The 13,232-nt window shown below is 69.7% G+C and carries 13 protein-coding genes; 1 reads left to right on the forward strand and 12 read right to left on the reverse strand.

Annotated elements, in window-relative coordinates; all coding sequences use genetic code 11:
* The 12 genes from fabZ to rpsB all read right to left on the reverse strand — a co-directional run bounded on the left by fabZ (position 1) and on the right by rpsB (position 11,660).
* Entirely contained in the window at positions 1-441 is a 441-nt protein-coding gene (fabZ, locus tag EV684_RS04510; RefSeq protein ID WP_043785411.1) for a 3-hydroxyacyl-ACP dehydratase FabZ, read from the reverse strand.
* Positions 442-449: 8 nt separating this feature from the next.
* Positions 450-1,475 (reverse strand): UDP-3-O-(3-hydroxymyristoyl)glucosamine N-acyltransferase, encoded by a 1,026-nt coding sequence (lpxD, locus tag EV684_RS04515; protein WP_132645015.1) that lies wholly within the window; start codon positions 1,473-1,475, stop codon positions 450-452.
* Between the two features lie 16 nt (positions 1,476-1,491).
* Positions 1,492-1,998: an OmpH family outer membrane protein gene (locus EV684_RS04520; RefSeq protein ID WP_165908397.1), complete on the reverse strand. Its 507-nt coding sequence runs from the start codon at positions 1,996-1,998 to the stop codon at positions 1,492-1,494.
* A gap of 14 nt (positions 1,999-2,012) precedes the next feature.
* A complete protein-coding gene (gene bamA, locus EV684_RS04525; RefSeq protein ID WP_132645017.1) occupies positions 2,013-4,316 on the reverse strand; it encodes an outer membrane protein assembly factor BamA in 2,304 nt (767 codons plus the stop codon).
* A gap of 5 nt (positions 4,317-4,321) precedes the next feature.
* Positions 4,322-5,692 carry an RIP metalloprotease RseP gene (gene rseP / locus EV684_RS04530; RefSeq protein ID WP_132645018.1) on the reverse strand — a complete coding sequence of 457 codons (1,371 nt, stop codon included), beginning with the start codon at positions 5,690-5,692 and terminating at the stop codon, positions 4,322-4,324.
* Positions 5,689-6,873, reverse strand: coding sequence for a 1-deoxy-D-xylulose-5-phosphate reductoisomerase (locus EV684_RS04535; RefSeq protein WP_132645019.1), 1,185 nt, complete (start codon positions 6,871-6,873; stop codon positions 5,689-5,691). The genes rseP and EV684_RS04535 overlap by 4 nt, the downstream gene beginning before the upstream one ends.
* Before the next feature lie 25 nt (positions 6,874-6,898).
* Positions 6,899-7,735, reverse strand: coding sequence for a phosphatidate cytidylyltransferase (locus tag EV684_RS04540; RefSeq protein ID WP_132645020.1), 837 nt, complete (start codon positions 7,733-7,735; stop codon positions 6,899-6,901).
* Between the two features lie 6 nt (positions 7,736-7,741).
* A complete protein-coding gene (gene uppS, locus EV684_RS04545) occupies positions 7,742-8,512 on the reverse strand; it encodes a polyprenyl diphosphate synthase (RefSeq protein WP_132645021.1) in 771 nt (256 codons plus the stop codon).
* A gap of 17 nt (positions 8,513-8,529) precedes the next feature.
* Positions 8,530-9,090: a ribosome recycling factor gene (gene frr, locus EV684_RS04550; RefSeq protein ID WP_132645022.1), complete on the reverse strand. Its 561-nt coding sequence runs from the start codon at positions 9,088-9,090 to the stop codon at positions 8,530-8,532.
* Between the two features lie 15 nt (positions 9,091-9,105).
* A complete protein-coding gene (pyrH, locus tag EV684_RS04555) occupies positions 9,106-9,816 on the reverse strand; it encodes a UMP kinase (RefSeq protein WP_132645023.1) in 711 nt (236 codons plus the stop codon).
* A gap of 78 nt (positions 9,817-9,894) precedes the next feature.
* Positions 9,895-10,815 carry a translation elongation factor Ts gene (tsf, locus tag EV684_RS04560; protein ID WP_132645024.1) on the reverse strand — a complete coding sequence of 307 codons (921 nt, stop codon included), beginning with the start codon at positions 10,813-10,815 and terminating at the stop codon, positions 9,895-9,897.
* A gap of 101 nt (positions 10,816-10,916) precedes the next feature.
* Positions 10,917-11,660, reverse strand: a complete 744-nt coding sequence (gene rpsB / locus EV684_RS04565) for a 30S ribosomal protein S2 (RefSeq protein WP_132645025.1) — start codon at positions 11,658-11,660, stop codon at positions 10,917-10,919.
* A gap of 198 nt (positions 11,661-11,858) precedes the next feature.
* Between rpsB and EV684_RS04570 the strand changes: the two genes are divergently transcribed.
* Complete coding sequence (locus tag EV684_RS04570; protein WP_132645026.1) at positions 11,859-13,232, forward strand: amidase; 1,374 nt, start codon at positions 11,859-11,861, stop codon at positions 13,230-13,232.

The following is a 13,232-nucleotide window of genomic DNA, read 5'->3' on the forward strand; positions in this document are numbered from 1 at the left end:
TCAGGCAATCTTCCGCATCGTGCACATCAGCTCGGCTTCGACCGCGGTCTCGCCGTCGACGCTGGCGCGTGTCTTGTACTTGTAGATGCCGCCCTTGGCGCGGTCGATCCAGGCCTCGAGCACGAGCTGGTCGCCGGGCTCGACGACACGCTTGAAGCGCGCACCGTCGATGCCGACGAAGTAGACGACGGTGTCGTCGCCCGGCTCGGTGCCCATCGACTCGAAGGACAGCAGCGCCGCGCTCTGCGCCAGGGCCTCGAGCATCATCACGCCCGGCATCACCGGGCGCGCCGGGAAGTGGCCCATGAAGAACGGCTCGTTGATCGTGACGTTCTTGATCGCCTTGATGCGCACGTTCTTCTCGAACTCGACGACACGGTCGACGAGCAGGATCGGATAACGGTGCGGCAGCTTCTTCAGGATCTTGTGGATGTCCAGCACCGGCTCGCTCATGATGTCTTCTTCTCCAGCGCCCGCAGGCGCTCACGCAGGGAATGCAGATGTTTCAGGGTCGCGGCGTTCTTCTCCCAGGACGCATGGTCGTCGCAGGGGAAGACGCCGGTGTAGTGGCCGGGCTTGCGGATCGAGGCCGTGACCAGCGTCGCGGCACTGATGTGCACGCCGTCGCAGATCTCCAGGTGGCCGACGATGTTGGCCGCCCCGCCGATCGTGCAATGGCGTCCGATGCGCGTGCTGCCTGCCACGGCCGAGCAGCCCGCGAACGCGGTGTGGGCGCCGATGCGCACGTTGTGCGCGATCTGCACCAGGTTGTCGATCTTCACGCCGTCGTCGACGACGGTGTCGTCGAGCGCACCGCGGTCGATGCAGGTGTTGGCGCCGATCTCGACGTCGTCACCCAGGCGCACGGCGCCGAGCTGCTCGATCTTGGTCCAGCGCCCGGCTTCCGGCGCGAAGCCGAAGCCGTCGGCGCCGATCACCGCGCCGCCGTGCACGATGCCGCGCGCGCCGATGCGGCAGCCGAAGGCGAGCATCGAGCGCGGCTTGAGCACCGTGCCCTCGCCGACGAAGGCGCCCTCGCCGACGTGGGCCTGGGCCGAGACGACGGCCCCGGCCTCGATGACCGCACCGGCACCGACGAAGGCCAGCGCGCCGACCGACGCCCCCGGCGCGACGATCGCGCCTTCCTCGACGACTGCGCCCGGGTGGATGCCGGGAGCCGGCCGCTCGCGCAGCCGGGCGGCCCACCACTGCGACAGCCGCGCGTAGGCCAGGTACGGGTCTGCGACGACGATCGCGGCGCCGCGCTCGGCGGCTGCCTCGCGCATCGCCGCCGAGACGATGACGCAGCCGGCGCGTGTCGTCGCCAGCTGGGCCTGGTAGCGGGGGTTGGCGAGGAAGCCGATGGTGTCGGCCTCGGCACTCTCGAGCGTGCCGACGCGGACGACCGTGTGCTGCGGGTCTCCGATCAGCTCGCCGCCGAGCAGCGCGGCCAGGTCGCCGATGCGCGCTTGCACGAGCGGGAGACCGGGTTCACTTGCCCGCGCCGGCGGGCGCGTTCAGGACCTTCAGCACCTTGTCGGTGATGTCCACGCGCGGACCGGCGAAGACCACCTCCTGCAGGACCAGGTCGTACTTCTCCTGATCGAAGATCTGCTTGATGACGCGGTTGGCACGTTCGACGACGCTGGCCAGTTCCTCGTTGCGGCGCTGGTTCAGGTCCTCCTGGAACTCGCGGCGCTTGCGCTGGAATTCGCGGTCCTGGTCGACGAGCTCTCGCTGCCGGCGGCTGCGCTCGCTCTCGCCGAGCGTGGGGCCGTCCTTCTCGAGCTTGTCGGCCGCGGCCTTGAGCTTGGCGGCCTGGTCCGACAGCTCCTTCTCGCGCTTGCTGAACTCCGCCTCGAGCTTGGCCTGGGCGGCCTTGGCCGGCGCGGCTTCGCGCAGCACGCGCTCGCTGTTGACGTAGCCGATCTTCAACTCCTGCGCACCGGCCAGGGGCGCCAGCGCCACCAGGGCGACCGCGGCAAGGAGGGATTTCATAGGCTGCATCTTCATCAGAACGAGGTCCCGATCTGGAATTGGAAACGTTGGATTTTATCGTTGCGTTCGACACGCACCGGCACGGCATAGCTCAACTGCAGCGGCCCGACGGGTGAGACCCAGCTCAGGCCCAGGCCGGCGGAGGCCCGCAGCGTCGACAGGTCAACGGTCTCGCCGTCGCGCCAGACGTTGCCGGCGTCGCCGAAGGCGAACATGCGCAGCGTCTTGTCGTTGCCCGAGCCCGGCACGGGCAGGTACAGCGAGGCGTTCACGTTCAGCCGCTTGGCCCCGCCGATGTAGGCGCCGGTCGGATCGACGACACCCAGCGAGTTCTGTTCGAAACCACGCACCGTGCCCAGGCCGCCGCCGTAGAAGTTCTTGAAGATCGGATAAGGCTTGCTGCCCAGGCCCTCGCCCCAGCCGAGCTCGGTGTTCAGACCCAGCGTGGTCTTGAACGGCATCGCCCAGTACTCCTGGTACTGCAGGTTCGTGCGCAGGTAGCGCACGTCGCCGACGAGGCTCATCTCGGCGTTGATGCGCGTGTAGCGCCCGCGCGAGGGCACGAGGGCGCTGTCGCGCCGGTCGCGCTGCCAGCCCAGGGTCAGCGGCAGGGAGTAGCTGGTCTCGCCGTAGGTGGCGCGGTAGTTCAGGTACGACAGCGGGATGCCGGAGGACGTGCCGATCTTGGTCATCTCGGCGCCGGCACCGAAGAACACCGTGTCGTACTCCGAGAACGGCACACCGAAGCGCACCGCGAAGCCCGGCGTCGCCAGGTCGTAGTTGTCGCCCAGGCTGTTGTAGGGCCGGGTCGTGCGGTAGTAGACATCGATCGCGCGCGACACGCCGTCCTGCGTGAAGTACGGGTCGGTGGTGCTCACCACCAGCGTGCGCTGCGACTTGCTGGTGTTGACCTGGATACCCAGGTAGTTGCCGGTACCGAAGACGTTGTCCTGCTGGATCGAGCCGCTCAGCGACAGGCGCTCGGCATTGGAGTAGCCCGCGCCCAGCATCAGGTTGCCGGTCGCCTTCTCCTCGACCTTCACCGTCAGGTCCACCTGGTCGGGCGCGCCCGGCACCTCGGTGGTGTCGACGGCGACATCGCTGAAGTAGCCCAGCCGGTCGACCCGGTCACGCGAGAGCTTGATGCGGTCGCCGTCGTACCACGACGACTCGAACTGGCGGAACTCGCGCCGGATGACCTCGTCGCGCGTGCGCGAGTTGCCGGCGAGCTCGATGCGGCGCACATAGACCCGGCGCTGCGGCTCGGCGTTGAGCACCAGCGCGACCTGGCCCTTCTCACGGTCGATCTCGGGCCGCGGGTCCACGCGCGCAAAGGCGTAGCCGTAGAGCCCGAAGCGTTCGGTGATGCGGCGGCCGGTCTCGGCCACCGCGTCGCCGCTGTAGGGCGTCCCGGGCCGGATGCCGACGAGCGCGCGGAACTCGTCGTCCTTGCCGAGGTAGTCGCCCTCCAGGCGCACCGCCGTCACGGTGTAGGGCTGGCCTTCGTGGATCGAAACCGTGATCGCGATCGACTGCTTGTCCGGCGAGATCGTGACCTGCGTGGACTCGACGTTGAACTCGAGGTAGCCGCGGTTGACGTACCAGGCGCGCAGCTTCTCGAGGTCGGCGTTGAGCTTGGTGCGCGAATAACGGTCGTTCTTCGTGTACCAGGTCAGCCAGCCGCTGGGCGTCAGGTCGAACAGGTCCAGCAGCGCCGACTCCTTGTAGGCCTGCGCGCCGACGATGCGGATATCGGAGATCTTGGCCGCCTCGCCCTCGTTCATCGTGAAGGTCACGCTGACGCGGTTGCGCTCCAGCGGGGTGACCGTGGTGACGACCTCCGCGCCGTAGAGGCTGCGCGTCAGGTACTGGCGCTTGATCTCCTGCTCGGCGCGGTCGACCAGCGCCTTGTCGAAGGGCAGGCCCTCGCCGATGCCCGCGTCGCGCAGCGACTTGACCAGCGGGTCGGAGTCGAACTCCTTCAGGCCGGCAAAGTTGACCGAGGCGACGACCGGACGTTCGTCGACGACGACGATCAGATCCTGCGCGTCGACCTCCAGGCGGACGTCATTGAACAGGCCGGTGGAGAACAGCGCGCGCAGCGCGGCGGCGCCCTTCTCGTCGTTGTAGGTGTCGCCGATGCGGAACGGCAGCGCACCGAACACCGTGCCGGGGTCGGTGCGCTGCAGGCCCTCGATGCGGATGTCCTGGAGGACGAAAGGCGTGACGGCGTGCGCGGCAGGGGCCACCACGGCGGCGGCGCTGGCGAGCAGGACGAAGGCCACGCGCTGCGGAGCGGTCGGAAGGACAGGAAGCATGGGGTTCAGTGCAGGCCCAGCAGCCGGGCCACGTCGTTGAAGAGGGCGAGCGACATCATCATCAGCAGCACCGCGATCCCGCCGCGCTGCAGCCTCGCCAGCCACAGTTCGGAGACTGGCCGTCCGGTGACGGCTTCGAAAATGTAATACATGAGGTGGCCACCATCGAGCATCGGCAGCGGCAGGAGGTTCAGCACGCCCAGGCTCACGCTGACGAGCGCGAGGAAACCGAGGTACACGGCAGCGCCGCGCTGCACCGACTGGCCGGCGTAGTCGGCGATCGTCAGCGGGCCGCTGAGGTTCTTCAGCGATGCCTCGCCGATCAGCATGTTGCCGATCATGCGCACGGTCAGCGTGGAGACCTCCCAGGTGCGCGCGACGCCCTGCTCCAGGCCGTCGACGAAGCCGCGGCGCACGAGCGTGGTCTCGGGCATCGACCCGACCACGGTGTCGATGCGCCCGACCCCCTGGCCATCGGCCTGCACGACGCGCGGCACGACGCTGACCTCGAGTTCGGCACCGCCGCGCTCGACGCGCCAGCGCATCGGTACGCCCTCGCCTTCGTGCACCGCGGCGCGCACGCGGCGCACCAGCGCCGTCGCGTCGGCCACCGGCTGACCGTCGACCATCAGCACGCGGTCGCCGGCCTGCAGGCCGGCCGCTGCGCCAGGGCTGCCAGCGCGCACCTCGCCGATGCGGGCCTCGCTGAACGGGGCGCCGAAACCGAGCTCCGAGACGAGACCCGAGTCGACGTCGCGCACCGAGTAGGCCGACAGGTCCAGGTGCAGCCTGCGGGTGCCGTGGCCGTCGCGGTTCGAAACCTCCAGGTCGAGCGAGCGCCCCTGCATCGCCGCCTGCGTGACCTGCCAGCGCAGATCGGTCATCGATTCGACCTCGTCCCATGCCAGGCCGTCGCGCGAGACGGCGCGCACCCAGTCCCCGGCGCGCAGACCGGCAGACTCGACGACGCTTGCGGCGGGCGGCGTGCCGAGCACGGCCTTGGGCTCCTCGATGCCGATCCAGTGCGCTGCCGCGTACAGCAGGACCGCCAGCAACAGGTTGGCCAGCGGCCCGGCCGAAACGATGGCAGCGCGGCGCGGCAGCGACTGGCGGTTGAACGCACGATGCTGCTCGTGCGGTGCCACCGGCTCCTCGCGCTCGTCGAGCATCTTCACGTAGCCGCCCAGCGGCAGCGCGCAGACGACGAACTCCGTGCGGTCGGCCCCGCGCACGCGGCTGAACAGCACACGCCCGAAGCCGATCGAGAAGCGCTGCACGCGCACGCCGCAGGCCACGGCGACGCGGTAGTGCCCGTACTCGTGCACGACGATCAGCACGCCGAGCGTCAGCACGAAGGCAAGCGCGGTGACGATCACGCGGCGAGCGCTCCGATGAGGCTGCGTGCGGCGGCACGGGCCTGCTCGTCCAGCGCGATCAGGTCGTCGATCGACGCGATCGCGCCCAGCGCGGGCACCAGGCGTTCGACGGTGGCGGCGTTGACGGCGTGGATCGCGGCAAAGCCGATGCGGCGGTCCAGGAAGGCGGCGACGGCCTCCTCGTTGGCGGCGTTCATCACCGCAGTGGCGCCCACCGGGCCACGCAGGGTCTCCCAGGCCAGCGCCAGGCCGGGGAATCGGCGCAGGTCGGGCTCCTCGAAGGTCAGCGCCGACAGCTGCAGGAAGTCCAGGCGCGAGGCGCCGCACTCGATGCGCTCGGGGAAAGCCAGGCCGTAGGCGATCGGCACGCGCATGTCGGGGGTGCCGAGCTGCGCCAGCACCGAGTTGTCGCGGCAGACGACCATCGAGTGGATGATGCTCTGCGGGTGGATGACGACCCGCACCTGCTCGGGCTCCAGGCCGAACAGCCAGCGCGCCTCGATGACCTCGAGCGCCTTGTTCATCATCGTCGCCGAGTCGACCGAGATCTTGCGGCCCATGACCCAGTTCGGGTGCGCCACGGCCTGCTCGGGCGTGACGTCGGCGAGCGTCGCCGGATCGCGGTGGCGGAACGGGCCGCCACTGGCCGTCAGCACGATGTGGTCGATGCGCTGACCCCAGACCCCACGATCCTCGGGCAGGCACTGGAAGATCGCCGAGTGCTCGCTGTCGATCGGCAGCAGCGTCGCGCCGCCGTCCTCGACCGCCTTCATGAACAGCGCGCCGCCGACGACCAGCGCCTCCTTGTTGGCCAGCAGCAGACGTTTGCCGGCACGCGCCGCGGCCATGCACGAGGGCAGGCCGGCCGAACCGACGATGGCCGCCATGACGCTGTCGACCTCGGGCTCGGCGACCAGCTCGCAAAGCGCCTGGGCGCCGACGCGCACCTCGGTGCGCGTGCCGGCGAGCAACGCACGCAGCGCCACCGCACGCTCCTCGGTCGGGACGACGGCCACGCGCGCACGGAACTGGCGGCATTGCGCGGCGAGTTCCTCGACGCGCTGGAACGCGCTGAGGCCGTAGACCTCGAAGCGCTCGGGATGGCGGGCCACCACGTCCAGCGTGCTGGTGCCAATGGAGCCCGTGGAGCCGAGGATGACCAGACGCTGGGGTGTGCTCACGATGCGTGCAGGAAGAAGAGGAAGCTTAGACCCCGGCAAGCGCCAGGGCGATCGGGAAGACCGGAAGCAGCGCGTCGACACGGTCGAGCACGCCGCCGTGGCCCGGCAGCAGGCGGCTGCTGTCCTTGGCGCCGGCAGCGCGCTTGACGAGCGACTCCACGAGATCGCCGACGACGCTCATCGCCACCAGCACCAGCAGCGCGGCGACGCCGACCGCCGGGCCCAGGGTGTCGAGCATGCGGCTGTACAGCCCCGGGCCGTCCAGACCCCAGCGGCCGTCGACGGCCATCCAGGCGACGGCCAGCACCAGCACGCCCGCCAGGCCGCTCCACACGCCCGCCCAGCTCTTGCCCGGACTGATCGAGGGCGCGAGCTTGCGCCGGCCGAAGGCCCGGCCGCCGAAGTAGGCGCAGATGTCGGCCGCCCAGACTAGGCAGAAGACCGAGAACATGAAGTTCAGCCCGACGACGCGCGCATGGGCGATCGCCAGCCAGGCGGCCCACAGCATCACCAGGCCCAGGCCCCAGCGCGCGACCCGCGGCAGGCGTGGCCACGCGGCAGGCCCGGCATACAGCGCGACGGCGCTGCCCGGCACCCACAACGCGATGGCCAGCCACCAGACGATGGACGGCGCCCGATCCACCCATCCGGCGGCGAGCGACGCGCCGCAGGCAGCGGCCAGCACGGCCGCCATCGCGACGGCCGCACCCTGCCCGGCCTGGTTCAGTCGCGCCCATTCCCAGCCCGCCGCCGCCAGCAGCACCAGCGTGAGCAACGCGAACCAGCCGGGCCCGGGGGCCGCCAGCGACGCGATCAGGACGAGGAGCAGGACGACGGCCGTGATGACCCGCTGTCGCAGCATGGAACCTCAGGAACCGTCTGACGCCACCTGCGCGGGACGGATGCCGCCGAAACGGCGGTCTCGCTGCGCGTAGGCGGTCAGCGCGGCGTCGATCTGGGCATCGCCGAAATCGGGCCACAGGCACTCGGTAAAGAACAGCTCCGAGTACGCCGCCTGCCACAGCAGGAAGTTGCTCATGCGCATCTCGCCGCCGGTGCGGATGAAAAGGTCCGGGTCGGGCGCGAAAGACAGTGCCATGTGCCGCGACAGGTAGGACTCGTCGAAGTCCTCGGGCTTCACGCCGTCGGCCAGCGCCTGCCGGCAGGCCTGCACGACGTCCCAGCGGCCGCCGTAGTTGAAGGCCACCGACAGCGTGATGCGGCGGTTGTTGGCGGTCAGCGACTCGGCGCGGTCCCAGGCGTCGCGCAACTTGTCCGAGACGGCGGAGCGGTCGCCGATGATGCGGATGCGCACACCGTCGCCTGCCATCTTGGTCAGGTACTTGGAGACGGCCACGAGCACCAGCCCCATCAGGCCGGACACCTCGTCGGAAGGACGTTTCCAGTTCTCGGAAGAGAACGCGAACACCGTGAGGTACTCGACGCCACGCTCGGCAAAGGTGTTGACCGCACGCACCAACGTGTCGACGCCCTGCTTGTGGCCGAAGAAACGCGGCATGTAGCGTTGGCGAGCCCAGCGCCCGTTGCCGTCCATCACGACGGCGACGTGGCGCGGAGTCGCGCGGTCGGGCGCCTTGCCGTTCGGCGCCAGGTTCTCGGTCAGCGGTAGATGGGTCATCGGCGGCGCAGGGCGGCTCAGACGGCCATGACCTCCGCTTCCTTGGCTTGGACGAGCTTGTCGATCTCGGCGATCGTACGGTCCGTCAGGCGCTGGACTTCGTCCTGCCCGCGGCGCTCGTCGTCCTCGGAGACGAGTTTGTCCTTGACGAGCTTCTTCAGTTGCTCGTTGGCGTCGCGACGCACCGCACGCACGTGGATCTTGGCGTCCTCGCCGGTGTGGCGCACGACCTTGGTCAGCTCCTTGCGGCGCTCCTCGGTCAGCGCGGGCATCGGCACGCGCAGCAGGTCGCCCTGCGACGACGGGTTCAGGCCCAGGTCGGACTCGCGGATCGCCTTCTCGATCTTCTGGCCCATGCCCTTTTCCCAGGGCTGAACGCTGATCGTGCGGGCGTCGAGCAGCGAGACGTTGGCGACCTGGCTGATCGGCAGCATCGAGCCGTAGTAGTCGACGTGCACCTGGTCGAGGATGCCCGGGTGGGCACGGCCGGTGCGGATCTTGTGCAGTTCGTTCTTGAACGCCTCGACGGACTTCGCCATCTTCTCGGCGGCCGTCTTCTGGATGTCTGCGGTGGTCATGTGATGGGGGCCTCGTCAAACGTGCACGAGCGTGCCTTCGTCCTCGCCCAGCACGACGCGCTTCAAGGCGCCGGGCTTGTTGATGCTGAAGACCCGGATCGGCAGCTTCTGGTCGCGGCACAGCGCGAAGGCGGTGGCGTCCATCACCTGCAGGTTCCTCGCGATGGCTTCATCGAAGCCGATCGTCGAGTAGCGCGTCGCGGTCGGGTCCTTGTTGGGGTCGGCGGAGTAGACGCCGTCGACCTTGGTTGCCTTGAGCACCACCTCGGCGCCGATCTCGGCGCCACGCAGCGCGGCGGCGGTGTCGGTGGTGAAGAACGGGTTGCCGGTGCCGGCGGCGAAGACGACGATCTTGTCTTCCTCGAGGTACTGCAGCGCCTTCGGGCGCACGTAGGGCTCGACGACCTGCTCGATCGAGATCGCCGACATGACACGCGCGGTCATGCCTTCCTGGCGCATCGTGTCGGCGAGCGCGAGGGAATTCATCACCGTGGCGAGCATGCCCATGTAGTCGGCCGTGGCACGGTCCATGCCCACCGAGCCGCCGGCGACGCCGCGGAAGATGTTGCCGCCGCCGATGACGACGGCGACCTGGCAGCCCAGGCTGGTGATTTCCTGGACCTCGCGCACCATGCGCACGATGGTGGCGCGGTTGATGCCGTACGAGTCCTCTCCCATCAGCGCCTCGCCCGACAGTTTGAGCAGAATGCGCTTGTATGCCGCCATGCGGGAGACTCCTGATTCGATGGTGATGCGAGAGCGAGTGTAAGGGGGCACGAGGCCCCCTTGATTGACGGACCTAGCTTATTGGCCCTTGGCGGCAGCGACCTGCGCGGCCACTTCGGCGGCGAAGTCGTCGACCTTCTTCTCGATGCCTTCGCCGACCACGTACAGGGTGAAGCCCTTCACCGTGGTGCCGGCGGCCTTGAGCATCTGCTCGACGGTCTGCTTGTCGTTCTTGACGAAGGCCTGGTTCAGCAGCGAGACCTCCTTCAGGAACTTCTGCACCGAACCCTCGACGCGCTTGGCGACGATCTCCGGCGACTGCACCGGCTTGCCGGCGGCGGTGGCGGCGGCGGCATCCTCGGCCGCCTTCTCGGCGGCGATGCGGCGCTCGGACTCGACCAGCTCGGCCGGGACTTCGCTGGCGGCCAGCGCCTTGGGCTTCATCGCGGCGACGTGCATCGCGACGTCCTTGGCGGCGACGGCGTCACCTTCGAATTCGACGACCACACCGATGCGCGTGCCGTGCAGGTAGCTGGCGAGCTGGCCGCCGCCGGCGTAGCGCTTGAAGCGGCGGATCGACATGTTCTCGCCGATCTTGCCGATCAGGCCCTTGCGCACGTCCTCGAGCGTCGGGCCGAAGCCGTCCTGCTCGTAGGCCAGCGCGCCGAGCGCGGCCACGTCGGCCGGGTTCTTCTCGGCGACGAGCTGGGCCGTGGCCTTGGCGAAAGCCAGGAACGAGTCGTTCTTCGAGACGAAGTCGGTTTCGCAGTTGATCTCGACGAGCGCGCCGGTGGCGCCGTCGACGGCGGCAGCGACCACGCCTTCGGCGGTCACGCGGCTGGCGGCCTTGCCGGCCTTGTTGCCGAGCTTGACGCGCAGGATCTCCTCGGCGCGGGCGATGTCGCCGTCGGCCTCGGTGAGCGCCTTCTTGCACTCCATCATCGGCGCGTCGGTCTTGGCGCGCAGTTCGGCGACCATGCTGGCGGTGATTGCGGGCATCTCTCTACTCCATTCGGATGGCAGGAAACCGCCGCAGCGCGTCGTGTGCGCCGGCGGCGGACTCACGGATTCGGGGCGGGGCCGCGTGGGCCCCGCACGGATCAGGCCTCTTCGCGGACCTCGACGAACTCGTCGGCGCCGGCGGCGGCTTGCACGACCTCGTTGGTCGCGCTGGCCTTGCCTTCGAGCACCGCGTCGGCGACGGCGCGCGCGTACAGCGCGACGGCCTTGGCCGAGTCGTCGTTGCCGGGGATGACGTAGTCGATGCCCACCGGCGAGTGGTTGGTGTCGACGACGCCGATCACCGGGATGCCGAGCTTCTTGGCTTCGGCGACGGCGATCTTGTGGTAGCCGACGTCGATGACGAACATGGCGTCAGGCAGCGCGCCCATGTCCTGGATGCCGCCGATGTCCTTCTCGAGCTTGACCAGCTCGCGATCGAACAGCAGCGCTTCCTTCTTGATCATCGCCTCCGTGCCGGCCTCCTTGGTGGCCTGCATGTCCTTGAGCTTCTTCAGCGAACCCTTGACCGTCTTGAAGTTGGTCAGCATGCCGCCGAGCCAGCGCTGGTCGACGTAGGGCATGCCGCAGCGCTGGGCTTCCATCGCGATCACTTCGCGCGCCTGGCGCTTGGTGCCGATCATCAGGATCGTGCCGCGGCGCGCGCTCAGCTGGCGCACGAACTTCATCGCGTCCTCGAAGAGCGGCTGCGTCTTCTCGAGGTTGATGATGTGGATCTTGTTGCGATGGCCGTAGATGTACGGGGCCATCTTGGGGTTCCAGAAGCGCGTTTGGTGCCCGAAATGGACGCCGGCTTCCAGCATTTCACGCATGGAGACAGTCATGGAGACTCCGAAGGTTGGATCTAGAATCCCGGCGCTTGATCGTTGCCGAAGGTGACGGATCGGCTCGAGTCGTGAACGACTGAAGAGCCCTCCTGCCTCCCCGCCAGCGACACCTCAGGTGCCCGGGTTCGCGGATTTGTCCGCCTCGAATTGCCGGCGCATGAGCGATCAGCCCGCACCCGCCCCGAGACAAACCCGATGAGTCTACCACGCCGCGGCGCCCCCGATCTGGGCGACGCCCGGAACCGCATCGTGTCCGGCGCTTCCAGCGCCGTCGCGATGCTCGAAGAATCCCTCGCCGCGGCCGACGCGGCGCCCTGCCGGCACGCCTTCGTGCGCCGCTTCGACGCCCAGGCTCGCGCGAGCGCCGCGGCGGTCGACGCACTGCATGCCTCCGGTGCCCCGCTGCCGCCGCTGGCCGGCCTCGCGGTATCGGTCAAGGACCTGTTCGACGTCGCCGGCCAGCCGACGAGCGGCGCTTCGGCGGCGCTGGCCGACGCCGCGCCGGCGGCGGGCGACTGCCCGGCCGTCGCCCGGCTGCGCGGCGCGGGCGCGGCGCTGGTGGGCCACACCAACCTGTCGGAGTTCGCGTTCTCCGGCCTGGGGCTGAACCCGCACCACGGCACGCCCGTCAATCCGGCGACGGCGCTGCTGGACGCGACGCCGCGCGCGCCCGGCGGCTCCACCTCGGGCGGGGCGGTCAGCGTCGCCACCGGCGCGGCCTGGGCGGCGCTGGGCTCGGACACCGGCGGCTCGATCCGCATTCCGGCCGCGTTGCAGGGCCTGGTCGGCTTCAAGAGCACGCAGGCGCTGGTGCCGCTGGACGGCTGCATCCCGCTGTCGACCTCGCTGGACACGGCCTGCGCGATCACGCGCTCGGTGGCCGACGCGGTGCGCCTGCACGGCATCCTCGCGGCACGCACGCCGCGGCCGGCCGCGCGCCCGCTCGACGGGCTGCGTTTTGCCGTGCCGCGCACGCTGATGCTCGACGGCCTGGACGACACCGTCGCGGCGGCCTTCGACGCCGCGCTGGCGACGCTGTCGGCCGGCGGCGCACGCATCGTCGAGATCGCGCTGCCCGAACTGGGCGAGCTTGCCGCCATCAACGCCGCCGGCGGCTTACCGGCCGCCGAGTCCTGGGCGTGGCACCGCCGGCGCCTGGCCGAGCGCGGCGATCGTTACGACCCGCGTGTTGCCACCCGCATCCGCCGCGGCGAGACGATGTCGGCCGCCGACTACCTGGACCTGCAGCGCACGCGCCGCGACTGGATCACGCGTGTGCAGACGGCACTCGCAGGCTTCGACGCCGCGCTGTCGCCCACGGTGCCGATCGTCGCACCGCCGCTGGCGCCGCTGGAGGCCGACGACACCGTCTTCTTCGCCACCAACGCCCTGGTGCTGCGCAACCCGGCGGCGGTCAACCTCCTCGACGGCTGCGCGCTGTCGCTGCCCTGCCAGGCGCCGGGCGTGCTGCCGGTCGGCCTGATGCTCTGGGCGCCGGCCTTCGCCGACGACACCGTGCTCGGCGCCGCGCTGCAGGTCGAAGGCGCGCTTGCCGCGCGGGAGGGCTGA

Origin of the sequence: Rubrivivax gelatinosus, from assembly GCF_004340905.1 — a bacterium.
Taxonomy (GTDB): Bacteria; Pseudomonadota; Gammaproteobacteria; order Burkholderiales; family Burkholderiaceae_C; genus Rubrivivax; species Rubrivivax gelatinosus.